The sequence below is a fragment of the Streptomyces sp. NPDC044061 genome (assembly GCF_056434305.1).
Window position 1 is genome coordinate 521,849 of record NZ_JBWKFL010000001.1, and the last position, 23,235, is coordinate 545,083.

The window sequence follows — 23,235 nt, forward strand, 5'->3', positions numbered from 1 at the left end:
GCACCGCTTGCGCGCCCCGTCCCCCCACCCGACGTCCCGGAAGCGACGAAGACCTGCCCAGCTCCCGGCCACGACCTGAGAGACCGTGACCGCCGGGCCAACGAGAGGAAAGCCTCCCGTGCCTGCCAACCGCTCATCTCGTTCGACGTTCCTTCGCAGCGGCATAGCCGCGATCGCCGCGCTCCCCCTGCTGACCCTCGCAGCCTGCGGCTACGGGTCGGAGTCCAAGGACGACACCTCCACCGCCAAGGTCGCCGCCGGCGCCAAGAAGATCGACGGACTCGACTCCGTGAAGATCGGCTACTTCGGCAACCTCACCCACGCGACCGCGCTCGTCGGCAACCAGAAGGGCTTCTTCCAGAAGGAGCTGGGCGCCACCAAGGCCGCCTACCAGATCTTCAACGCCGGACCGTCCGAGATCGAGGCGCTGAACTCCGGTTCCATCGACATCGGCTGGATCGGCCCGTCCCCGTCGATCAACGGCTACACCAAGTCCGACGGCAAGAGCCTGCGCATCATCGGCGGTTCGGCGTCCGGCGGAGTGAAGCTGGTCGTCGATCCGAAGAAGATCAAGTCCCTGAAGGACGTCAAGGGCAAGAAGATCGCGACGCCTCAGCTGGGCAACACGCAGGACGTGGCCTTCCTCAACTGGGCGGCCGAGCAGGGCTGGAAGGTCGACGCCCAGAGCGGCAAGGGCGACGTGTCGGTCGTCCGTACCGACAACAAGGTGACCCCGGACGCGTTCAAGGCCGGCTCCATCGACGGCGCCTGGGTGCCGGAGCCGACCGCGTCCAAGCTGGTCGCCGAGGGCGGCAAGGTGCTGCTGGACGAGTCGACGCTGTGGCCGGACAAGAAGTTCGTGATCACGAACATCATCGTGTCGCAGAAGTTCCTGAAGGAGCACCCGAAGGCCGTCGAGGCGGTGCTGAAGGCCTCGGTCGAGACCAACAAGTGGATCAACGCCAACCCGGACGAGGCGAAGGCCGCGGCCAACAAGCAGCTGGGCATCGACTCCGGCAAGGAGCTGCCGGCCGGCGTCCTGGACCCGGCGTGGAAGTCCATCCAGATCACCGACGACCCGCTGGCCGCGACCCTCAACACCGAGGCGCAGCACGCGGTCAAGGCCGGTCTGCTGGAGAACCCGAAGCTGGACGGCATCTATGACCTCACGCCCCTGAACAAGGTCCTTTCGGCCGCGGGCGAGTCCTCCGTCAGCGACGCCGGTCTCGGCGCCAAGTAACCCCCGTAGCCGACGAGTTCCCAGGAGGTGACGACCATGGCCACGACCTTCGCCAAGGCCGCCGAGTCGGTCCAGCACTCGGCGCGCATCGAGAACGTCTCGAAGTCCTTCGCGGTACCCGGCGGGCAGCAGCTCGTCCTGGACGACATCAGTCTCGATGTCGCTCCGGGCGAGTTCGTCACCCTCCTGGGGGCCTCGGGCTGCGGCAAATCGACCCTGCTGAACCTGGTGGCGGGGCTGGACCAGCCCTCCGCCGGCAGCATCACGACCGACGGGCGTCCGGCTCTGATGTTCCAGGAGCACGCCCTGTTCCCGTGGCTGACCGCGGGCAAGAACATCGAACTCGCCCTGAAGCTCAGGGGGGTCGCCAAGAGCGAACGGCGGGAGCGGGCCGAGGCACTGCTCGAACTGGTCCGGCTGCAGGGCTCGCACGGCAAGCGGGTGCACGAGCTGTCCGGCGGCATGCGCCAGCGCGTGGCCATGGCCCGGGCGCTCGCGCAGGACAGCCGGCTGCTGCTGATGGACGAGCCGTTCGCGGCGCTGGACGCGATCACCCGCGACCTGCTGCACGACGAACTGACCCGGATCTGGGAGGAGACGGGCCTGTCGGTGCTCTTCGTCACCCACAACGTGCGCGAGGCGGTGCGGCTCGCGCAGCGGGTCGTGCTGCTGTCGTCCCGCCCGGGGCGGGTGGCGCGCGAGTGGCGGGTGGACATCCCGCAGCCGCGGCGCATCGAGGACGCGCCGGTCGCCGAACTGTCCCTCGAGATCACCGAAGTCCTGCGTGGGGAGATCCGCCGTCATGGCCAGCACTGACACGACGAAGGCCGTCCTGCGGGACGCCGCGAGCGTCGAGGCGGGCCTGGACGCCCTGGAGACCGGTGTCGTCGGCCGGACGCCGTTCCGGCAGACGTTCCGCAACAAGATCCTGCCGCCGCTGGTCGCGACCGCGGTGGTGCTCGTGGTGTGGCAGGCGCTGGTCTCCTTCAAGATCGTCGACGATCCGACGAAGCTGCCCACGCCGGCCGACGTCGGCAACGAGTTCAAGGACGCCTGGCTGGAAGGCAGGCTGCTCGGCTTCATCTGGACCAGCGTCTCGCGCGGTCTGCTGGGCTTCCTGTTCGCGCTGGCCATCGGCACCCCGCTGGGCCTGCTGGTGGCCCGGGTGAAGTTCCTGCGCGCGGCCATCGGGCCGGTGCTGTCCGGTCTGCAGTCGCTGCCGTCGGTGGCGTGGGTGCCGCCCGCGGTGATCTGGCTGGGCCTGGACAACAAGATGATGTACGCGGTGATCCTGCTCGGCGCCGTGCCGTCCATCGCCAACGGCCTGGTGTCCGGCATCGACCAGGTTCCGCCGCTGTTCCTGCGGGCGGGTCGCACGATGGGCGCGACGGGCCTGAAGGGTGCCTGGCACATCGTCCTGCCGGCCGCTCTGCCCGGCTATCTGGCGGGGCTGAAGCAGGGCTGGGCCTTCTCCTGGCGCTCGCTGATGGCCGCGGAGATCATCGCCTCCTCCCCGGACCTGGGCATAGGCCTGGGCGCGCTGCTGGAGAACGGCCGCAACGCCAGTTCCATGTCCATGGTGTTCGAGGCGATCCTGCTCATCCTGTTCGTCGGCATCGCCATCGACCTGCTGATCTTCAGCCCGCTGGAGCGGTGGGTGCTGCGCACCCGCGGCCTGCTGGTGAAGAGCTGAGGCCCATGTACGGCAAGCCGGTTCTCCTCGTCATCGCCCACGGCAGCCGCGACCCGCGGCACGCCGCGACCGTGCACGCCCTCGTGGAGCGGGTACGGGCGCTGCGGCCGGGGCTGCGCGTGGAGACCGGCTTCCTGGACTTCAACATCCCGTCCGTGCAGGGGGTGCTGGAGTCGCTGGCGGCGGAGGGCGTGCGTGACGTCGTCGCCCTGCCGCTGCTGCTGACCCGCGCGTTCCACGCGAAGGCGGACATCCCCGCGGTCCTGCGGGACGCGCCCTCGCGGCTGCGGATCCGGCAGGCCGACGTGCTCGGCCCGTCCCCGCTGCTGCTGTCCGCGCTGGAACGGCGCCTCTACGAGGCGGGGCTGACGCCCGCCGACAAGTCCTCGACCGGGGTCGTGCTGGCCTCGGCGGGGTCCTCCGACCCGGAGGCGATCGCAGTGATCGCCGACATCGCGCGGGAGTGGTGGCACACCGGTTGGTGCGCCGTGCGGCCTGCGTTCGCCTCCGCATCCCTTCCGCGCACCGAGGACGCCGTACGGGAGTTGCGCGCCCTCGGCTGCGAGCGGGTCGCCGTCGCGCCCTACGTGCTGGCACCGGGCTTCCTGCCTGACCGGATCGCGCGGGGAGCGGCCGAGGCGGACGTCCTGGCCGATGTGCTCGGCCCCGCGCCGGAGGTGGCGCGGGTCCTGCTGGAGCGGTACGACGCGGCGGCCCTGCCGGTGCGGGCGGCGCTGGGCGCGTAGGCGCTCCGGGAGACGCCGGCGGGGGCCGGTCTCAGGACACGCCGGCCCACCGGGTGAGCAGGGCGACGGCTTCGGTGCGGTCGTCGGCGGAGAGGCCGGCGATGGTGGCGTGGTGGTTGCTGCCGGGAGCCCACAGGACGCGGGAGTCCGTGGAGCCCGGGTGGAAGGACTCGGCGACCGCGGGGTCCTGGGTGCCGTTGACGAACAGCAGCCGGCTGCCTCGGCGGCGGACCCAGTGGTCGATGTCGGGCATCGCGGCGGAGTCGAAGCTCATCGGGATGTCGCGCGGCACGAAGGTGCGGGGCCGCATGGCGTCCGGGTGGCGCAGCAGGTCGGCCAGGTGGGCGGTGGGGACGTCGAAGTAACCCATCTGCGTGCCGAGTTGGTAGAAGTAGGGAATGTAGTCCCGGGCCACCGAGTCGGCGTAGACGGGCAGTACGGCGGTGTCGTTCAGCCATGCGTACAGCGCGTCGGTGCTCGCGTCCGGGCCGGGAATGGCGGCGCTGTCCGCGGCTTCGCCGTTCTGCCAGAACATGAACGGTGCGCGCAGCACGGCGATCTCGAGCGCCTTGTCGGCGCTGCCGACGATGTCGAAGCCGGTGCCGGCGGAGGCTGCCCAGGCCTGGTAGCGGGCGGTCATGTCGGCACGGCGGAGCAGGATCTGCCGTTGCGCCGTCCTGAGGGCGTCGCGGGTGGCGGCCGAGCCCACGGTGTCCAGGAAGCGGAGGTAGGCGGAGTCGTCCCGGTCGTCGACGTTGTTCGGCGCGGAGTAGGCCACGGTGCCGTCCACGTCGTGCGGGTGGAAGCGGCGGTGGTAGACGCTGGCCATACCGCCCTTGCTGCCCCCCGTGGAGATCCAGGCGCCGGTGTACAGCGTGCGGAAGAGACGGACGATGCGGTGGTGGTCGTCGGCGGCCTGCCGGACGGTCAGGTAGGAGTAGTCGGGCGTCTCCGGCCGCGAGGTGCCGAAGTAGCGGTGCTCGACCTGGAGCTGGTTGCCGCCCAGCAGCACGGTGGGTTCGGCCCGCCGGGGCGTGAGCGAGGCCCCGTACCCGGTCGTGAACAGGACGGTCGGACGGTCGGCAGAGGTGTGCAGGAGGACCAGGCGCTGCTCGAAGGTGCCGGCCGCCGGATTCCGGTGGTCGACCGGCTGGCGCAGTCCGAGGACGAAGAAACGGTACCCCGGCTCGGCACCGGGCCGCTCCTCCACGACCCTCAGCCCCGGCAGGGCACGGAGACGGTCGAGGACGTCGTCCCGCCCGGACCCGGCCGGGCTCACCGCCCTCGCCGGTGCCGCCGCGGTGGCGGCGAGTCCGGCCGCCGAGGCCGCCGACAGCAGCAGACGTCGTCTCGTCCAGGTGCCCATGGTGCATCCTCCCCTGTCATGGCCCCACCGGTGACGTCGTGTCCTGTGGTGGCGGCCCGCCGTGAATCGCCGACCGCTTCAGTACAGTCGCCTGGCGGCGAGGAAGGATCCCGCGCGCGAGGGGACCCTCTCCCCCGGCCGGGGGAGACGGCACGGCAGGCACCCCAGGTCGCGGTGCGCCCCGACCTGCTCGGGTTCCCCGAAACCCCTTCCTGGTCACGCCCGGATCTGCTGGGATGGTCCTTCGAGGCACTATCGGGGGAGAACGGTGCGCGTGGCCGGTCAGGAGTTCGGGTATCACCTGGGGCTGCCCAGGGCCCTGTCCGGTCTGCCGCTGAGCCCCCTCGTACCCGGTTACGGCACGCTCGCCGCCGCCCAGCACGCGGCGGGGTTACGCCACCTCGGCGAGGTCCTGGCCGCCTCACCCACGGGGTTACGGGTCCTGGACGGGCTGTACGTGCAGGCGGGGCCGCGGGGCCGGCGCCGGGTGGACGGCCTGTTACTGGATGGACTCGCCCAGGGGGCGGGACCGGCCGCCCCGCTCGCCGCGCGGCTGGCCGAGCTGCACCGGCGCGATCCGCAGGCCCTGCGCCGGGTCGTCCTCTACCAGCTGATCTGCCTGCTGCAGGACCGACCCGCCCCCCAACGCCCGCAGACAGCGGTCGAGTTGGGGGTGCATGCCGACGAGGTCGCCGGCCTGGTGGCGGCCGCCCGGCTGCGGCCGCCCCTGGACCGGCGCGCACGTGACGCCGCCGAGTCGCTCGCCGACGCCCGCGAGCAGCGGCGGCTGCACCGGCTGCGTACGCTGCTCGACCGGCTGCCCGCGGCCGGCGGCGACCTGGAACTGGCCGCGCTGCGGACGGAACTGGCCGAGCGGCTGAACGTGGTGGAGGACCTCCTGCGGTCCGCCCGGCGGGCCGAGGAGCAGGGCGAGCGGGAGAGCGCGAGCGATGCCTGCCTGGAGGCGTTGCGCGAGGCAGCGGACGACCGGCGGGCCCTGCGCTGCCTGGTCCGCATGCACCGGCCCGAACCCGGCCGGCACCCCCTGCTGAGCACCGGACTACGGCCGGACCACGTGGAGTTGACCTGGCAGGACCAGCGCGACGAACCGGGCGAGTGGCGGCTGCTGCGGCTGTACCGCACGGAGCGGGGCAGACCCGTCGTACGCAGCGTGCCCGGCGCCGACCGGACGGCGGCCGGGCCCGTGCGGGACGAGGACGCCCCGCTCGGCTCCCGGGTGCGCTACGCGGCGCTGCCGATGCGGGACGGCCGGGTGGCCGGACCGCCGCTCGTGTCGCGGCAGCTGCTGGTCGCACCGGAGGTGGGGCACCCGGTGCTGACGGACGGCCCGGGCCGGATCCACTGCGTCTGGCAGCGACCGGCGGGCACGACGGACGTCACGGTCGAGCGCACGGAGCCGGGCGAGGCCGACGGCCGGCTCGTGCGGAGGCCCGACGGGTTCACCGTCACCGGTCTGCCCGCCGGCCCGCACTCCTTCCACGTCGTCTGCCACTACCGGGCGTCCGACGGCAGCCGGGTCACCTCCCCGGGCCTGCGTGTGACCGGCACCGTCCACCCCTGGCCCGAGCCCGTGCACACCCTCACCGCGCGGCCCGACGGCGGGGCCGTGCGGTTCGCCTGGACCGGTGGGCGGGACGCCGAGGTGCGGCTGGTGGTGTGGCCCGGGCAGGCGCCCGCGCCGGGCACCGAACTGCGCACGCAGGAACTTCCGGCCGCGCCGGACTGGCCCGAGAAGGCGGGCGCCCTGTGCCCTCCGCCCGGCACCCGCGCCGAGGTCGCGGCCGTCGCCGTACTCGGGGCGCGGGCGCTGGCCGGGCCGGCCGTCGACGTGGAGGCCGTGCACGCCGTTCCCGGGCTCGCGGCCACCCGGCTGCCGGACGGGCAGGCGCGGGTCACGCTGGACTGGCCCGACGGCGCCGGGCACCTCGTGGTCAGCTGGGGCGCCCTGGACGGCGAGGGGACCGGTGGCGAGCGGACGCTGACCGCGCACGCCTACCGGCGCGGCGGACTGCGGCTGCCCGTCGGCCCGGGAGCGGTGCGGATCCGGGCGGCCACCGCGCCCCGGGTGCCCGGCGCCGTCGTGGTGGTGCCCGACGCGGCCGAGGCACTGCTGCCGCCGGACACCGCCGTCCGCTATCAACTGGTGCGTGCTCCAAGGAGGTTGATCGGGCGGGGCCGCACCCTGCTCCGGGTCAGCCTCGCCACGTCGGGCGCGCTCGGGGACGTACCGGAGTTCGTGTGCGTCGCCCGCAGCGGCACGCTCCGCCCGCGCAGCGCCGCCGACGGCACGACCGTACTGCGGATACCCGGGCCCGACCTCGCGCGGCACGGGACCGTCGAACAGGAGCTGCCGGCCTCCCCCTGCCCGGCCCCCTACACCCTGCGCGGCTTCCTGCTCGGGGAGCACGCGGCCTCGGTGCGACTGGAAGAACCCTCTCTCGCGAGCCTGGTGGTGCGCTGAGCCATGACGACCGTGATCTGCCCCTACTGCTTCGTCCGCGCGTCGGCGGGCAAGCTGCCGTACCGCTGTCTGATGACCCCGAGCGGGGTGCGCGGCGGCGCGCCCTGCGGGCCCGAACGCGACGACCTGTGGGCCGGGTTCATGGGTCCCGGGGTGCCTCCGGCGGCCCGGATGCGCGGGCCCGTGTTCACTCCGGCACGCAGACTCGCCGGGCTCGGCGGCGGGGGCAGCAGCGTGCCCTGCCCGAAGTGCGGGGTGCCCACGCCGGTGCGGGTGTGCGGGTCCTGCCACAGCGATCTGCCCAGCGACTACTGCGACCAGGACAGCCGGATCATCGCGCTGGTCGGCGCGAAGGCCTCCGGCAAGAGCACCTATGTGTCCGTGCTGGTCAACGAGTTGAACCACCGGGTCGGACAGGCCTATCACGCCTCGCTCGCGGCGATGGGGCAGAGCACCCAGCAGCGGGACAGGGAGATGGCCGAGGACCTGTACGAGCGGCTGCGGCTGCCGGACGCCACCCGGCCGGCCGCACTCGGCTTCAACGACCCGCTGCTGTACCGGCTGAGCCTGCCCCGGAAGGGTCTGCTGGGCGGCTCCGGTACCCGGCACACCACGCTGGTCTTCTTCGACGCGGCCGGTGAGGACCTGGCGGGCGCCGAGGCGATGGACCGCTACACCCGCTATCTGAGCGCCGCCGACGGAATCGTCCTGCTCGTCGACCCGTTGCAACTCGGCTCGGTGCGAGACCGGTTGCCGGTGCACGAGGGGCCGCCGCTGCCCGTGGTGGAGACCTCGCCACAGCAGATCGCCGCCGATCTGGCGGCCCAGCTTCGGGCGCACGGCAAGGGGAAGGGACGAGGGCGCGTGTCCACGCCGATCGCGGTCGCCGTCACCAAGACGGACATGCTCGGGCCCCTGCTGGACCCGCACTCCCCGCTGCTGCGCAACGCCCCGCACAGCGCCGGGACGTACGACGGTGAGGACCGGCTCGCCGTCCACGAGGAACTCCGGTCCCTGCTCACGGACTGGGACTCCGGCGCGCTGCTGCGCCAACTGGAACTGGGCTTCGCCGAGTTGTCGTTCTTCGGGCTGTCCGCCCTGGGGGCGCCGCCGCCCGCCGACGCACCGGCGGACGTGCCGAAGTCGGGCCCGCAGCCGGTGCGGGTGGAGGATCCCCTGCTGTGGCTGCTGTCCCTGCGCGGACTGCTGCCCGCGTACACCGCGGGGAAGGGGCGTGCCCGGTGAGCCTCGCCCAGCTGCACTACACCTCGGCGCCGCCCGGACCGGACGGCTCGGGCTTCCGGTTCACCGCGGTCAGCCCCGGCGTGCCGCCGACGCTGCTGCGGGAGGCGGAGCAGCTCATCGGGTACGAGCCCCCGCGCGACCTGCCCGCCCGCCCGGACGCCGAACAGCTCAAGGGCTTCCCGAAGGCGTTCAGCTGCAGCGAACTGTCCGACGGGGGACGTCTGTTGAGCCGGTCGGTGTACACCGGCGCGGACTACAGCGGGCGGTGGGGCAACTTCCACACCCACGCCCTCCATCTGCCGCCCGGGGTAAGGCTGCCCGACGGGGCGCTGCCCATCACGGCCTGGGAGTCACCGCGCTGGGCCGACGCCACTCCGCCGGACGGGCGGCCGGAGCCGGTCGACCGGTTCGAGCCGTCGGGCCTGCTGCGCCGGGACGGCCTCGTGGCCTTCGCGCGCTCCCGCGCGGACCGGCTCGCCGCGTTCTTCGCGGATCTGCGCTCGCTGGCCGAGGAGTCGGACGCCCGGCAGATCGTGGTCGTGGAGGACGACAGCGCCGACGTGGCCCAGTGGATCGCGCTCGCCTGCACCGTGCTGCCCCGCGAGCGGGCGCACCGGCTGACCTTCACCACCTACACCCGGCGGCCGCAGCAGGCCCGCCAGCAGATCGTCGGGGCTCTGCCGTCCTCGGAGCCGGTCGGCCACGACCACCGGTTCCGGGTGCACGACCGCACCGCCCGCGCGGCCGCCGAACCCGTCGCGGACACCTGGGCCGAGGTGTGCGCACGGGTCTGGACGGCCGGCCGGCCCGAGCTGTTCCGCGACAGCTCCGGCGAGCTCGGCCCGCTCGCGGTGGCCGCCCTCGTCGACGGCATCGGGCTGCGCGCCGACGGCCGCGCGGCGGCCGCCCGCTGGGCCGCGGACCACGCCTTCGCCCTGCCCGAGGAGACACTGGCGGCGCTGACCGTGGCGCTGTCGGGCGGCCACGGCCCGGACCGGGGCGGAGACGCCACGGGGTACGGGCGGGACGACAGACGATACGGCTCGGATGACGCGCAGTACGGCCCGGACGACACGCGACACGGCAGGGACGACGAGCGGTACGGCCCGGTCGGCACGCGGTACCGCCCCACCGGCACCCCCCTGAACGACGAACCAGCCGCACTCGCCGTCCTGTTGGCCCGGCTGGACGGACAGGTGCCCACCGCCGTCTCCGCGCCCCTCGCCGCCCGCGTCCTGGCCTCGGCGGTGCGGGACCGGGGCCCGGTGCCGGCGCTGGGCGCGGGCTCCCTCACCCCGGCGCTCCGCGCCGACCTGGCCCGGGACCTGGCCCCGGCCCTGCGGCACGGCATCGCCGACCCGACCGAGCCGGCCGCCGGGCGGCCCCTGGCCCTGCTGCGCGTCGCCGACCTGCTCGACGTGGACTGCACGGAGGCGCTCCCGGAGTTCGCCGGGCGCATCGCCCGGGACCTGGTCAGCGGGCGGGCGACGGACGGTGCGGGAGACGAGTCGCCGGGCTCCGCCGACAGCCGCCCGGGCGACGGCCGGAGCTGTCCCTCCGCTCTCCTCGACGCCGTCCACGGCCATCCCGCCCTGCGCACCGCGCTGTTCGGCGCGCTGGACGCCCTCGCCGCCGCCAATCCGCCCGGGGTGGCCGGGCGGCTGGCGGGTTCGGGGCTGCCGGTCTCGCTCGCCCCAGGCTGCCCGCATCTGCGGATGTGCGTCGAGGCGGGCGGGGCACGGCGGACCGACGGCGACCGGCTCGGGCGGTTCCACGAGGTGCTGCGCACCGCCGGGGTCTCGCCGCACGCCGAACCGGGCGTCCTGCACACCGCCTTCCACCTGGTGTGGCCGGACGGCCCGCCGACCGGGGAGGAGGCGAGCCTGCTGCTCAGCGAGCTGGGCTCGGACGCACACCGGCTTGCCGGCACCCGGGACCTGCTGGTCGAGGCCGCGCTCGCGGCCCCGGCCGACGACCCGGCGGTACCGGTCCTCGCCGCCGACCTGCTGCGCTGCTTCACCGCGGAGCTGCGGTCCGCGCACCGGGCGCCGCTGCTCCTGCTGGAGTACGCGGGACTGCTGGACACCGACCAGGACGTCGAGGGCTGGGTGCAGCACGTGCTGAGCCTCAGGGACGGCGCGGCCGAACCCGTACCCGAGCCGGTGACCCGCCGGGTGCACGAGGCGCTCGCACGCCGGCTGCTGGCCGTTCCGGGACCGGAGAGCGAGTCCCACGCGCCGCCCCGGCCACCGGCGCCCGAGAGCGAGCTGTACGCGCTGGCCCGCTCGGGCGACGCGGGCCTGCTGGCCGTCTACGAGCGGGTGGGGCGCGGGGACCGGGTGGCCGAGCGGCTGCGCACCGTGCCGTCCTGCGTCGCCGCCCGCTTCTGCGAGTGGAGCGCGTACCCGCAGACGCACCCCGCCTGGGAGGCGACCCGCACGACCCTGCTGACCAGGGTGCTGCGACCCGTCGTACGGGCCCTTCCGGCCGAGGACCAGAGCGCGGTCGAGGAGGTGCTGCGCCGCACCGGCCGGGGCAGGCTGGACGCCTACCGCACCTGGAACCGGCCCGGCGCCCTCGGCCGGCTCGCGGGCCGGCTGACCGGGCGCGGAAGGCGCGAGGACCGGCAGGCGACCTGGTACGGCGATGTGGAACCGCCGGGCGAGGGGAGCGGCCGGTGAGCACGGACGGCATCGCAGCGCTGGTGATCCTGGCCCTGTTCGGCTGGGCCGGGGTCGTGGCCGTCGCGGTGTGCGTGTTCCGCACGCTGTGGGAGTTCCTCGGACTCGGTGTGCGGGCCGTGTGGCGCGGCCTCGGGCCGTGGCAGGCGGGCCGCACCGACCCGGGGCTCGCGGCGGTGGGGAGCGGCGAGCCCGCGCATCTCGCCTACTGGTGGCGGCAGTCGTGGGCGGACGCGGTGTCCGCGGGACTCGCCGGGATGCGGGCCGTGTGGTCCGCCTTCACCGACCCGTGGCTGAACCGGACCGTGCGGAACCTGTTCCAGGGGCGCCGGGCCTCGGGCCGGCGCGCCTCGGCGCCGCTGTACCGGTTCCTGCTGGTCGTGCTCGTCGCGCCCGGCACCGCCGCGGGCGCGCTGGTCGGCGCCGTGCTGGCCACGCTGCTCCTCGGCACGGTGCTGGCGCTGTTCGCGCTGCTGCTGGGCGTGGTGTGGCTGGGCTGGGCCGCCGGGGTGCCCGCGCTGCGCGGGCTGGAGCGGGGCCGGCTGCTGCTGCGGGGCATCCGCGTCAAGTGCCCGCACCCCGGCTGTTACGCGCCCGTCCCGCTGGCCGTGCACCGCTGCCCGAACTGCCGGGCCCGGCACGGCGAGTTGCGGCCCGGTCGGTACGGCGTGCTGTGGCACGTGTGCCGGTGCGGGCACCGGCTGCCCGCCTCCCGGCTGCTGGGACGTGGGAAGCTCACGGCGCTGTGCCCGCACTGCGAGCAGTTCCTGCCCGGAGCGGCGGGCACCATGCGGGTGGTGCACACTCCGCTGGTCGGGGGCACCTCGTCGGGCAAGACGATGCTGATGGCGGCCATGGTCGAGGGCCTGCACGCCTGGTCCCGGCAGGGCGAACTGCGCGTCGAGTACGCCTCCGTCGACGACCAGCGCACCCAGACCGGGCTCAACCAGGAGCTGAACCGCACCGGTTGGGCGCACGCCACGACCGGCGGCCAGCCGCGCGCCCTGATGTTCACCGTGGCCCGGGGCCGCAGAAAACGACTGCTGTACCTGTACGACCCGATGGGCGAGTCGGTGAGCGACGCCGAACGGGTGCGCGCTCAGCGGTACCTGGCCCACGCGGACGGGGTGGTCCTGGTCGCCGACGCCCTGGCCGAGCCGAAGGTGCGCGGCCGGCTGGGCCCCGAGGACACCGACCGGGCCGACCGGGCGCGGCCCTCGGCGCAGGGGCCGTGGGAGACGTACCAGCGGCTCACCGGGGAGCTGGCGGCGCTCACCGGCCGGCGGTCCCGGATGCGGGTGGCCACGGTGGTCACCAAGCGGGACGTGCTGGACCGGCTGACCTCGCTGCCGGTGCCCGGCGCACGCATCGACGACTGGCTCACCGACATCGGCCTCGGCACGCTGGTCCGTGCCCTCGGCCACGACTTCCACGCGGCCCGCTACTGGGCGGTGAGCGCCCACGCGGCCACCGGCACCGGGCCGCTGGAGAGCGAGCAGCGCCGGGCCGCCGAGCCGGTGCTGTGGCTGCTCGCGGCCTCGGGGCTGCGCACCGGCCCGCTCACCGGGTCCGGTGGCGGCACCGGCGGCCGCCTGATCAGGCAGCGAAGCCGCCCGGACGGGACCAGGGAAGGGAAGTACAGCCCGGCATGAACCAGGTCACCCCTTCCGTCTCCCGGGCCCGGCGGGCGCTCGCGGGCCTGTTCGTCACCGCCCTGGTCCTGGCGGTGGCAGCCCTCGGCTGTGCCGCTCGGCTGCTGCTGCCCTGACCACGGCCCCCACCCATCACCCACCCATGGAAAGGAATCACGGCGTGAGCGACATCCCCGGCGGGCCCATGGCCAACCGGCCGGTCCACTTCATCTGGCTGCTCGACTGCTCGTACTCGATGCAGGGCGAGAAGATCGCGAAGCTCAACTACGCGATCAGGGAGGCCGTTCCGGAGATGCGGTCGGTGGCCCACGACAACCCCGCGGCCCAACTGCTGCTGCGCACCGTCACGTTCTCCACCACGGCCCAGTGGCACCACCAGACCCCGGTCCCGGTCGACGACTTCACCTGGCAGGACGTGCAGGTCGACGGCATGACCAACCTCGGCGAGGCGCTGCACCTGGTGGCGCGCGAGCTGCAGACCCCGCCGATGCCGCAGCGGGCGCTGAAGCCGGTGCTGGCGCTGGTGTCGGACGGGGTGCCCACCGACGACTGGAAGGCGGGCCTGAAGGCCGTCGACGCCACCCCGTGGGGCCGCAAGGCGGTGCGGGTGGCGATCGCCATCGGCGCGGACGCGGACCGCGGGGTGCTCCAGGAGTTCCTCGGCAACCCCGAGCTGCAGCCGCTGGACGCCAACAGCCCCAAGCAGCTCGCCGCCGCCATCCGGTGGGCGTCCACCGCCGCCGTGAAGGCGGCCTCCCAGCCGGTCGCGGGCGACATGGCCGGCACCACCGTGACCATGGCGAAGCAGCCGTACGCGCCGCCGGTGCTGGACGACGACGATGACGACGACGTGTGGTGACGCTCGGGGTGCGACGGTGGGAGACGCTGGCCGACAGCGTCCAGGGTGTCAACAAGCGGCGCAACCAGGACTGGTACGAGTGCCGGGGCACCGGATCCGGTGAGGATCCGCTGGTCCTCGCCGTGGCCGACGGGCACGGCTCGGCGGTGCACGCGCGCAGCGAGCTGGGCGCGCGGTTCGCCGTGGACCGGTTCGTGGGGCTCGCCACCCACTTCGGGCGGGTGGCGCACGACTGCCACGAGCCGGGCCGGCTGGCCCGGCTGATGACGTACGCCCGGGACGACTTCCCGCGCGCCCTGGTGCACGAGTGGCGGCAGGCGGCGCTCGGGCACTGGGACCGGAACCGGCCGGTCGTCGAGGAGGCGTCCCGGGAGCCGGGGCCCGAGGAGAAGCTCGTGCTGTACGGCACGACGCTGATCGGGGCCGTGCTCACGCCGTGGCTGTTCGTGGCCTGGCAGCTCGGCGACGGGGACCTCGCGGTGGTGGAGCACGACGGCACGCTGAGCCGGCCGCTGGCGCCCGCCGAGGAGGACCTGGGCGACGAGACGGAGTCGCTGTGCGGGCGCGAGGCCTGGCGGTCGATGCGGATGCACTGGGCACCGGTGTTCGAGGAGGCGCGCACCCCGCGGCTGGTGGTGCTCTCCACGGACGGCCTGTCGAAGAGCTTCGCGGCGGCCGACGGATACCGGGCGTTCGTCGAAGGCCTGGCCGGACGGCTGGCCGAGGAGGGCGGCGCGGGCGTCCGCGAGGCGCTGCCGGACTGGCTTGCGCAGGCCGCGCGCTACTCGGGCGACGACACGACGCTGGCGGCGGCCCTGCGCTCGGCGCAGGCAGCCCCGGAGCCGGACGGGGCGACGGGGAACGAGGAGTCCTCGGCGGTGACGGCCAGTGCCGCGGAGACGGAAGAACGGAAGACGGAGACGTAGATGAGCGGCATGCTCGATGGCGGGACGCGCCTCGCGGCGGAGAACGGTGACGAGGTCGAGATCGTCGACTTCCTCGGCGCGGGCGGCCAGGGCGAGGTGTACCGGGTTCGCACACCCGACGGGGAACGGGCGCTGAAGTGGTACTACCCGACCTGTGCGACCGACGAACAGGAAGCGATCGTGAAGGAGCTGGTCGCCCGGGACTTCGCCGACGACCGGTTCCTGTGGCCCGAGGCGTACGTGCCCGAGCACCGTGGGTCGTTCGGCTATCTGATGGGGCTGCGCCCGGACCGCCACAAGGGGCTTCCGGCGCTGTTCCGGCGGCAGTTGCGCACCAGCCCGCGTGCCCTGCTGACGGCGTGCCTGTACACCGTGGAGGCGTACCAGGCGCTTCACTCGCGGGGCATCGCCTACCGGGACATCTCCTGGGGCAACATCTTCTTCGACCCGGCCACCGGTGACGTACTGGTCTGCGACAACGACAACGCGGTGGTGGAGGGGGACGTCAGCGGTATCTCGGGGACCATGGAGTTCATGGCTCCGGAGCTGGTGCGCGGCGAGCCCGGCGCCCGTCCCGGCACCCAGTCCGACCTGCACTCGCTCGCCGTCCTGCTGTTCATGTTCCTGATGAACCACCACCCGCTCAAGGGCAGGCGGGAGTTGGGCATCCACTGTCTGGACGAGGCGGCCGAGCGCAAGCTGTACGGCAGGAGCCCGCTGTTCGTGTTCGACCCGGCGGACGACTCCAACGCGCCGGACCCGATGGAGCACGCCACCGTGCTGGCCACCTGGGACGCGGCGGCCGGGACGCTGCAGGAACTGTTCCGGCGCTCGTTCACCATCGGGCTGCGCGACCCGGCGGCCCGGGTGCGGGAGACCGAGTGGCGCAACGCGCTGCGTGCGGTGCTGGACTCGGTGGTGGAGTGCGCGTCCTGCGGGCGGCAGAACATGACCGAGCCGGGCGAGAACCCGCCGCCGCGGCCCTGCTGGGGCTGCGGGGCGCTGCTGGTGCTGCCGCCGCGGCTGACGGTGACCACTCCCCCGCCGCGCACCGAGCACCAGATCCGGCTGCGCCGGGGTGCCCGGGTGCAGGCACACCATCTGCTGCCCGAGCCGGCGCGGCACGACTGCTCGGACGCCGCGCTCGTGGCGGAGCTGGTCGAACACCCCAAGAAGCCGGGCCGGTTCGGCATCGCCAACCGGTCGGGGCAGACCTGGACGGGCACCCGCTCCGACGGCACCGCGCAGAAGATCGAGCCCGGCCAGACCGTGCCGCTCAGGTCGGGTCTGGAACTGGACCTCGGTGACGGGGTCCGGGCGATCGTGCGGGCCAAGTGAGCCTTGCCGGGGGCCCCGTGGCGGCGGGGCCCCGTCGGGTCACAGGCCCAGTACGTGCATCAGCTGCTGGGTGAAGGCGAGGGAGCCGGTGCCGGCCGCGGCGCCGATGCTGATGGTCTCCAGGGCCGAGCGGATACGGCCGCGGTTGGGCGGACCGCCGTCCTCGACGGACTCCACCAAGGCGCCCCGGATGACCTCCCCGCTGCCCACGAGTACCGGGTACTCGGCGCGCAGCGCCTCGATCAGCCCGTCCGCGAGCCTGACGAGGGCCTCCGTGGCCGGGTCGTGACGCCCGATCTCGATACGGCCGTAATCACCCATGTTGACGGGACCGCTGACGTTCCCGTGGAAGTTGTACGTGCTCATTGTCCTGTCCTGACTCCTGGTCCGAGGGGGCCGTCGTGGCTGGTGCTAGGGCGAGGGCGGGCCGGATCCCGGGCCGCCCTGGGGTCCGGGACCACCGTGGGGGCCGGGACCCTGCTGACCGCCGAAGGCGATCGTGCCGTCGTTGCCGAAGATGCTGGGGCCGCTGACGTTACCGATGTTGTACGTCTGGGTGCTGATGACCTGTAGGGCCTTGTCGTAGGAGCTGGTGTCGACGTGGTGGTCCTCGAGGAACCGTTCGGTGGCCACGAGCACGCCCTGCTGGAGCCGGAACAGGAAGTCCTGCGCGTCGGTCCGCTCGGCGTAGCCCGCCGCGTCCCAGGCGCCCAGGTCCTCGCGCAGGCTGCCCCTGGCGCCGTAGTCGTACAGGACGTGCTGCTTGCTGATGGCCTTGCGTTCCCTGGTCAGCCGGCGGTCGTGGTCGCGCTGCCAGCGGCGGCGGGCGTTGCGCCGGCCCAGGGCGCGGCGCAGGTCCCGGCCGGTGTGCGCGGTGGCGTACTTGACGAGGTCCCACCAGCGTTCGCGGGGTGCCACCGGGAGCCGGTCCACCCGGTGGAAGCGTCCGTCCAGCGGGGGTATCGCGTAGGCGGCGACCTCCCAGGTCAGGCTGGGCGACTGCACGGTCGCCCGCAGGTACATGGAGACGATCATCCGGCCGCCCTCGCCGATGCGTTCCAGGCAGAGGTGGGTGCGCATGCCCGCGCCGGGGCTCTGCAGGCCGGCCTGCACCAGTTGGCTCGGGATGCGGGCTTGCGGTCTCGACGTGCGGTCGGGCACCAGCTCGGGCAGGAAGCAGGCGTTGCTCCCGAGGACGTAGAGCCGGTTCTGCGCCCTGAGGCCCGGCAGGCCGGAGATGCTCTCCAGGTGGCGGGCCACGAACGTGTGCAGGTCGACGGCGTCGAAGGGCAGCAGCGGGAGCCTGCCGCCGCCGGGTGCGTCGGCGGGCCTGCTGATGTCGATGGGCTGCCAGACCACTTCCCTGAGCTTCTGCCCGCTGCCGACGAACGGCTTGGTCTGGGCTTCGGCGTCCGCGTACGGCAGGACGTTGGCTCGTTTCAGCTCCTTCAGCCAGGCCTCCGCCTCGGGCTCCACGGGCGGTGCCGTCCGCTCGGGCTTCTCGGCGGAGTGGAACACCTCGCGCGCCGTGTGACGCCCAACGGACTCCTTGTGGTGGACGAGCGTCCAGGCGGCCGCGTACGCGCCGAGAGGGCCGAAAATCGCCACCCATCCGAGGGGCCCGTGCCCGTTGACCAGGCCCCACAGGCCCGTCAGAACGGAGAGGAGCACGACCGCGGAGACGCACGCCAGCCGGCGGTCGAGGGCCTCGCGGCGGCGGGTGGCCACGCGGGCGTGCCGGGCGAGGGCGACGAAGTTGATGCCGAGGCTCAGGCCGAGGGCGTCCAGCCGGTCCCCGGTGAGCGCCCGGTCCACGTAGAGGGCGAAGGCGTCGTCGAGGTGCACGGAGGCGCACAGGCGCCGGGTCACCGAGTCCTTGCGGTACTGCGGCAACGTCGGTAATGGTCGCCCCGTCACTGTCATCCGTCCCCCTCGGCCGTTCCATGCGCGCTTCACCCTAGGGACAACCTGTGGGGTTTGTCGCGGAGTTCCGGTGAGCCGGGCCGCCCGGGGATCCGCCGCCGCGGTCCGGCGCTCCCCTGTGGCGTCGGACCGCGGACGGCTCTTGGTTCTGCGTCTGTTCCGGCGGATGTGTCACTGGCAAGGGGAGGCCGGCACGCCGGAGGGACGGTTATCGGCCAACGCCGGGTCATTACCCGGCAGTTGCCTGCCGGGTGGTGCCGTCGACCGTGGCCGCGGGCCCGGTGCCCGCCGCCGTGACCGCGGCGACGGTGACGGTGTAGGCGGTGCCGGGCCGCAGTCCCGCGATCACCCGGAACATGCCCTTTGCGGAGGGCTGGGTGACCAGCACGTCCCGGCCGGTGACGTCGATCGGGTCGCGGCCGTCGGAGACGGTCACCCGGTAGCCGACGATCCTGGCGTCGCCGGTGGCCGTGGGCGGGGTCCAGGCGAGGGTGGCGGCGGTGGCCGCGGTCCGCAGCCTCAGGCCGGTCGGCGCACCGGGCGGCGTGCTCGCGGCCGTGGGCGCCAGGGGTGCGGAGGCGAGCGAGGGCGCGCTCGTACCCCGGGCGTTGCTCGCGGTGACGGTCACGGTGAACGGGCCGCCGCCGGCGGGCAGTCCACCGATCCGCAGCAGTGCCGTCCGCCGGAACTCGGCTGCGCCGACCGCCTGTTCGGCGACCTGCCGGCCAATGGTGTCGTAGGCGTGTGCCGTGTACCCGGTCACCGGTGAACCGCCGTCCGCGAAGGACGGATTGAAGGTGACGTACAGCCCGTCGGCGGCGGCCGTGCTGGTGCCGACGCGGGAGGGCGCCTCGGGCACGGACGGCGCGCCGGTGCGCAGGTCCAGCAGGTGGCGGTGGGCGGGCTCGAGTCCGGCCTGCTCGAGGAGTTCCGGCGGTACGTCGGACGGGCCGGTCATGATCCTGTTGCCGGTGGTGACCAGCCCCTTGTTGTCGCCGTCGGCCGTGCCCTCCTCCCACCAGTTGTCCTTGATCAGGGTGGGGTCGTTGTTGCCCAGGCCGTCGCGGTAGTCCGTGTGGCGGGAGGCCACGTTGGCGTAGGAGGCGCGGTAGAGGACGTTGCCCTCGACGGTCTCGTAGGTGCAGCCGTTGTCGGTGTAGACGCTCTTGCCGAGGCCCCACTGGTCGTGGATGACGTTGCCGGTGACCTTCTCGCCGTCGGCGAGGGAGGTACCGGTCAGGCCCTGGGTGTAGACGCCTCCGCCGTCGTCGAGCATCTGCATGTAGTCGAAGATCAGGTTGTTCCGTACGGTGTTGTCGTGGCTGGGGTTCGGGGTCGGCGGGTCGCCGATCTTGTCGGGCCAGCCGCCCCAGCCGAGAGAGACCGCGCTGTAGGCGACGTGGTCGATCTGGTTGTGGGCGATGGTGTCGTGCCGGGTGTAGCCGTTGAGGATCGCCACGCCGCCGTGGTATTCGCGGGGCAGTCCGTAGAGGTGGTTGTCCGTCACCTCGACGCCCTCAGCGGGCGGTTGACCGTCGACTCCCCCGATCTCCAGTCCGTTGCCGGAGACGTCGGTGAAGACGTTGCCGCTGACGGTGGCGTCCCGGCTGCCCGCGCCGAGGTCGAGGGCGGCGGCGCCGAGGTGGGCGAAGACGTCGTCGGTGAACTCGATGCGCTGCCCGTGCGTGAAGGAGACGTTGCCGGGCATCTTGGTCCAGGAGGCGAACGGGCAGGTCCCGCCCTGGACGTACTGGCACAGCCCCTGGGTGGCCCAGCCCCGTTCCCCGGTGATGGTGTAACCGGCCTGGATCTCGGAGAAGCCCTCGGGGGCGGACGGGGTCAGCCAGGTCGCGTAGCTGAACCGCACGCCGCGGAAGCCGATGTCGTGGACGGGGGCGTCGGCGGTGCCGCGTCCGTCGACCAGTTTCTCCGCCGCGGCCGCCTCGACGTCGGCCCGGGACAGGTCCTCGCCCTCGCGCGGGAGGTAGTAGACCCTGCGGCTACCGCGGTCGAAGTACCACTCGCCGGGCTGGTCGAGGAGTTCGTAGGCGTTCTCCACGTACGACGGCTTGCCGCCGTTGGTGAGCCGGCCGGGCCCCACCATGCTGACCGTGCGTCCGGGGATGTCGGGGAACTCCACCCGCTTGTTGGAGTTGTCCCAGCAGGGCTGCGCCATCGTGATCGTGGTGCCGTCCACGGAGCCGATCGGGCAGCGGGGCTCGGTCCACTGTCCGAGGCCGTCGCGCTCCACGTTCCACAGCGCCTCACCGCTGGTGTAGACGAACTCGGCGTCGGCGGGGCGCTTCCAGTGGGCCAGGGTGTCGGCGGAGGCGGTGTAGCCGGTCGCGGTCTGGGTCAGGGTGACCGGCACCGCCCCGCGGGCCCGCTGGGCGCGCACTCCGTCGACGTACAACTGCCGTGTGGCCGTGAGACCTTGGGGTGCGGAAGCGGACCAGAGCCCCGCGCGTCCCGGGACCCGGTGCCAGCCGACGACCCGCCGGCCGCCGCTGACGACCGTGTCGTCGCCGCCCTGCCAGATCACCCGGTGCCCGTTCGTTCCGGAGTCGCGGGCGTCCAGCACCAGCGGACTGGTACGGCGGTAGACACCCGAGGCCAGATGGACCGTGAGGTCGGCGCGCAGGCCGTCGGCCCGGGCGCGGACCAGGTCGCGGGCCCGGTCCAGGGTGCGGACCGGATGGCGGGCGCTGCCGTCGGCGTGGTCGTCGCCGGCGGGTGAGACGTAGACGTCGGAGGACGCGGCCCGGGCCGGGGCGGCGAGCCCCGGAACCCCGAGGGCGAGAACGGCGCTGACGAGGGTGACGAGGGCGGCTCTTCGGTGCGTGGGCATGTACGCCTCCCGTGGGATCAGCCGGTACCCAACCCCCGGAAAGGTAGGAGCACTGCGACACCACGGTCAATGAAAGGGACAGAGAATCGCGGAAGTTGCCACACTCTCCGGCCGATTCATCGGATCAGTCGAAGCGGAGCCCTCCCGTGCGGGTGCGCTTGAGTTCGAAGAAGTCCGGATGGCCGGCCAGCACCCGGAAGCTGTCGAAGAGCTCGGCCGCCTCGGCGCCCCGCGGGACGGCTCGCAGCACGGGGCCGAACCACACCGTGCCGTCGACATGGAGCGTGGGCGTGCCCACGTAGCCGCCCGACTCCTGCTCGGCGCCCGCCGCGTGACTGCGGCGCACCGCGTCGTCGTACGACGGGTCCTGGGCGGCATCCGACAGGTCGGCGGGGAGCCCCAGTTCGGCCAGCGACTCGGCGACCACCACGTCGAAGTCCTTGATCCCCCGCTCGTGGATCCGGGTGCCGAACGCGGTGTACAGGTCGCGCAGCACCTGCTCGCCGTGCCGTTCGGCCGCGGCCACGGCGACCCGTACCGGGCCGATCGACCGGTCCACCAAGTCACGGTACCAGTTGGGGAGTTCGTTCCCGATGTTGTGCAGGTACAGGCTCATGACGCGGAGGCGCAGGTCGAGCGGGCGCTCGCGCTCGACCTCCAGCAGCCAGCGGGAGGTGATCCAGGCGAAGGGGCAGGCGGGGTCGAAGAAGAGGTCGGCGCGGGTGGGGGCGGGCGTGGCGGTCGTACGGCTGTGGCCGGGAGGTGTCATGGCGGTGACGCTAGTCCGCCGGTGGTGCAGAATCCCGACCCAATCCGGAGCCGTCTCACTGGTCCATTCCGGGCTCCCACGGTCCGGCGACCTCGATCTCGATCCCCCGCAGGCGTTCCGGCTCGGCGACGACCTCGATCCGCGTGATCCGGTTGTCGCCGTCGAACGCGAAGGCGAGGACCAGGCGGGCCCGTCCGTACGGGGCCATGACGAGGCCGAACCGGCCGTCCAGCAGGGCGACTCCGGTGAAGTGGGCGCGGGCCAGGGCGGCCATGGCGCCCCGGGCGACGGGTTCGGCGCCGCGGACCGTGATCGGTTCCGGGGTGGGCACGACCCGGGCGTCGGCGTGCAGCCCCACGTCCGGGGCGAGCAGCGCGAGCAGGGCCGCGAAGTTCCCGCCCCGGGTCGCGGCCAGGAAGGCCTCGACGGCCTGCCGGCGGCGGGCCGCGTCACCGGCGGCCCCGGGGCCCCGGCCCCGGACCCGGCGGCGGGCCCGGCTGGCCAGCTGCCGGGTGGCGGCCGGGGTCTTCTCGAGCAGCGGGGCGATCTCGTCGAAGGGCACGGCGAACATGTCGTGCAGGACGAAGGCGACCCGTTCGGCGGGGGCCAGGGTGTCGAGGACGACGAGCAGGGCGACGCCCACCTCGTCGGCCAACAGCGCCTCGCGGGCCGGGTCCCCGGCCGCACCGCCGAGGGCCGCGTCCGGCTCCCGCGCGTCGAGGGGGTCCTCCCGCCGGTTCCGGCGGGTCCGCAGCTGGTTCAGACACACCCGGGTCACCACCGTGGTGAGCCAGCCGGTGAGGTTCTCGACCCCTGCGGTGTCCGCCTGTTGCACGCGCAGCCAGGCGTCCTGCAGGGCGTCGTCGGCCTCGACGGCCGAACCCAGCAGCCGGTACGCCACGGCCGTGAGATGCGGCCGGTCCGCCTCGAACCGTGCCGCGAGCCGTGCGGTGCCCCCCGTGCCGCCCTCCACCCTGTCCCGTCCCTTCGTCCACGCCTGAGCCGCGCGCCACCCCGGCAGCCACAAAACGCCATCCCGCCCGGAAGATCAACCACCGCACGGCAGCCGGTTCAGCGACTTCAACCCCCGCACGGCCACCGGTCCAACGGCCCCGACCGCCTCATGCCGCCGGTCCAGCGACCGGCCCCAACCCCGCCACGGCCACCGGCAACAGCGGCGTCAGCCCCCTTAGTGGTCTGCCGCCGGCACCGCCTCCTCGGCCAACCGCACCAGCTCCGCCACCGGCAGGGAACCCGCCGGCCGGCGTTCCCGCGCGAACCGGTTGGCGAGGTGCTGCAGCAGCTCGCCCAACGGCCCGCCTCAACCCCTCCACGTCCGCCGGGTCGGCGGCCGACCCTGACCCGTCACGGTCACCGGGTCACCCGCCTCGACCCTCTTGGGCCCACCCGTTCAGCGGCCCGCCCCCACCGCCTCCTCCGCCAACCGCACCAGCTCCGCCACCGGCA

Annotated in this window: 17 protein-coding genes and 1 pseudogene; 11 read left to right on the top strand and 7 right to left on the bottom strand. The window is 73.6% G+C overall.

The genetic code is table 11. The features are described from left to right. Positions 1–118: 118 nt before the first annotated feature. The 4 genes from AC07CM_RS02360 to AC07CM_RS02375 are packed head-to-tail and all read left to right on the top strand — an operon-like array spanning position 119 to position 3,679. Positions 119–1,240 carry an aliphatic sulfonate ABC transporter substrate-binding protein gene (locus tag AC07CM_RS02360; protein WP_478874425.1) on the top strand — a complete coding sequence of 374 codons (1,122 nt, stop codon included), beginning with the start codon at positions 119–121 and terminating at the stop codon, positions 1,238–1,240. 36 nt (positions 1,241–1,276) lie between these two features. Then, a complete protein-coding gene (locus AC07CM_RS02365; RefSeq protein ID WP_478874426.1) occupies positions 1,277–2,056 on the top strand; it encodes an ABC transporter ATP-binding protein in 780 nt (259 codons plus the stop codon). Continuing rightward, on the top strand, positions 2,043–2,933 hold the full coding sequence (locus AC07CM_RS02370; protein ID WP_478874427.1) for an ABC transporter permease: 891 nt from the start codon (positions 2,043–2,045) through the stop codon (positions 2,931–2,933). The genes AC07CM_RS02365 and AC07CM_RS02370 overlap by 14 nt, the downstream gene beginning before the upstream one ends. A gap of 5 nt (positions 2,934–2,938) precedes the next feature. Next, a complete protein-coding gene (locus AC07CM_RS02375) occupies positions 2,939–3,679 on the top strand; it encodes a sirohydrochlorin chelatase (RefSeq protein WP_478874428.1) in 741 nt (246 codons plus the stop codon). Between the two features lie 31 nt (positions 3,680–3,710). On the opposite strand, the gene AC07CM_RS02380 is transcribed toward AC07CM_RS02375, so the two are convergent. Further along, positions 3,711–5,045 (bottom strand): S28 family serine protease, encoded by a 1,335-nt coding sequence (locus AC07CM_RS02380; protein WP_478874429.1) that lies wholly within the window; start codon positions 5,043–5,045, stop codon positions 3,711–3,713. Positions 5,046–5,319: 274 nt separating this feature from the next. On the opposite strand from AC07CM_RS02380, the gene AC07CM_RS02385 reads away from it, so the two are divergent. The 7 genes from AC07CM_RS02385 (at position 5,320) to AC07CM_RS02415 (ending at position 16,228) form a co-directional block, all read left to right on the top strand. After that, positions 5,320–7,527, top strand: coding sequence for a hypothetical protein (locus AC07CM_RS02385; protein WP_478874430.1), 2,208 nt, complete (start codon positions 5,320–5,322; stop codon positions 7,525–7,527). Positions 7,528–7,530: 3 nt separating this feature from the next. Beyond that, positions 7,531–8,772: a TRAFAC clade GTPase domain-containing protein gene (locus AC07CM_RS02390; protein WP_478874431.1), complete on the top strand. Its 1,242-nt coding sequence runs from the start codon at positions 7,531–7,533 to the stop codon at positions 8,770–8,772. Continuing rightward, positions 8,769–11,453, top strand: a complete 2,685-nt coding sequence (locus AC07CM_RS02395; protein WP_478874432.1) for a GTPase-associated protein 1-related protein — start codon at positions 8,769–8,771, stop codon at positions 11,451–11,453. Before AC07CM_RS02390 ends, AC07CM_RS02395 begins: the two co-directional genes overlap by 4 nt. Continuing rightward, the gene (locus AC07CM_RS02400) at positions 11,450–13,105 is read left to right on the top strand and encodes a TRAFAC clade GTPase domain-containing protein (RefSeq protein WP_478874433.1); all 1,656 of its coding nucleotides are present in this window, start codon (positions 11,450–11,452) and stop codon (positions 13,103–13,105) included. The genes AC07CM_RS02395 and AC07CM_RS02400 overlap by 4 nt, the downstream gene beginning before the upstream one ends. A gap of 184 nt (positions 13,106–13,289) precedes the next feature. Beyond that, positions 13,290–13,964, top strand: a complete 675-nt coding sequence (locus AC07CM_RS02405; RefSeq protein WP_478874460.1) for a vWA domain-containing protein — start codon at positions 13,290–13,292, stop codon at positions 13,962–13,964. Beyond that, on the top strand, positions 13,958–14,890 hold the full coding sequence (locus AC07CM_RS02410) for a protein phosphatase 2C domain-containing protein (RefSeq protein WP_478874434.1): 933 nt from the start codon (positions 13,958–13,960) through the stop codon (positions 14,888–14,890). Before AC07CM_RS02405 ends, AC07CM_RS02410 begins: the two co-directional genes overlap by 7 nt. Next, positions 14,891–16,228, top strand: coding sequence for a protein kinase domain-containing protein (locus AC07CM_RS02415; RefSeq protein ID WP_478874435.1), 1,338 nt, complete (start codon positions 14,891–14,893; stop codon positions 16,226–16,228). A 39-nt stretch (positions 16,229–16,267) separates the two neighbouring features. Here the strand turns inward: AC07CM_RS02415 and AC07CM_RS02420 are convergent, their stop codons facing one another. The 6 genes and pseudogenes from AC07CM_RS02420 to AC07CM_RS02445 all read right to left on the bottom strand — a co-directional run. Further along, the gene (locus tag AC07CM_RS02420; protein WP_478874436.1) at positions 16,268–16,594 is read right to left on the bottom strand and encodes a hypothetical protein; all 327 of its coding nucleotides are present in this window, start codon (positions 16,592–16,594) and stop codon (positions 16,268–16,270) included. A 45-nt stretch (positions 16,595–16,639) separates the two neighbouring features. Beyond that, entirely contained in the window at positions 16,640–18,121 is a 1,482-nt protein-coding gene (locus AC07CM_RS02425; RefSeq protein ID WP_478874437.1) for a hypothetical protein, read from the bottom strand. 259 nt (positions 18,122–18,380) lie between these two features. After that, complete coding sequence (locus AC07CM_RS02430) at positions 18,381–20,999, bottom strand: right-handed parallel beta-helix repeat-containing protein (protein ID WP_478874438.1); 2,619 nt, start codon at positions 20,997–20,999, stop codon at positions 18,381–18,383. 124 nt (positions 21,000–21,123) lie between these two features. Then, a complete protein-coding gene (locus AC07CM_RS02435; RefSeq protein ID WP_478874439.1) occupies positions 21,124–21,768 on the bottom strand; it encodes a mycothiol-dependent nitroreductase Rv2466c family protein in 645 nt (214 codons plus the stop codon). 55 nt (positions 21,769–21,823) lie between these two features. Next, complete coding sequence (locus tag AC07CM_RS02440) at positions 21,824–22,741, bottom strand: sigma-70 family RNA polymerase sigma factor (protein WP_478874440.1); 918 nt, start codon at positions 22,739–22,741, stop codon at positions 21,824–21,826. A 216-nt stretch (positions 22,742–22,957) separates the two neighbouring features. Beyond that, a pseudogene (locus AC07CM_RS02445) lies at positions 22,958–23,083 on the bottom strand (ketopantoate reductase family protein); the annotation flags it as partial. Positions 23,084–23,235 lie beyond the last annotated feature (152 nt).

Excerpts from the sequence above, each read along its gene's own strand:
- AC07CM_RS02365 (WP_478874426.1), top strand. The coding sequence starts at position 1,277 with ATGGCCACGACCTTCGCCAAGGCCGCCGAGTCGGTCCAGCACTCGGCG.
- AC07CM_RS02370 (WP_478874427.1), top strand. The coding sequence starts at position 2,043 with ATGGCCAGCACTGACACGACGAAGGCCGTCCTGCGGGACGCCGCGAGC.
- AC07CM_RS02375 (WP_478874428.1), top strand. The coding sequence starts at position 2,939 with ATGTACGGCAAGCCGGTTCTCCTCGTCATCGCCCACGGCAGCCGCGAC.
- AC07CM_RS02380 (WP_478874429.1), bottom strand. The coding sequence starts at position 5,045 with ATGGGCACCTGGACGAGACGACGTCTGCTGCTGTCGGCGGCCTCGGCG.
- AC07CM_RS02390 (WP_478874431.1), top strand. The coding sequence starts at position 7,531 with ATGACGACCGTGATCTGCCCCTACTGCTTCGTCCGCGCGTCGGCGGGC.
- AC07CM_RS02405 (WP_478874460.1), top strand. The coding sequence starts at position 13,290 with ATGGCCAACCGGCCGGTCCACTTCATCTGGCTGCTCGACTGCTCGTAC.
- AC07CM_RS02415 (WP_478874435.1), top strand. The coding sequence starts at position 14,891 with ATGAGCGGCATGCTCGATGGCGGGACGCGCCTCGCGGCGGAGAACGGT.
- AC07CM_RS02420 (WP_478874436.1), bottom strand. The coding sequence starts at position 16,594 with ATGAGCACGTACAACTTCCACGGGAACGTCAGCGGTCCCGTCAACATG.
- AC07CM_RS02430 (WP_478874438.1), bottom strand. The coding sequence starts at position 20,999 with ATGCCCACGCACCGAAGAGCCGCCCTCGTCACCCTCGTCAGCGCCGTT.
- AC07CM_RS02435 (WP_478874439.1), bottom strand. The coding sequence starts at position 21,768 with ATGACACCTCCCGGCCACAGCCGTACGACCGCCACGCCCGCCCCCACC.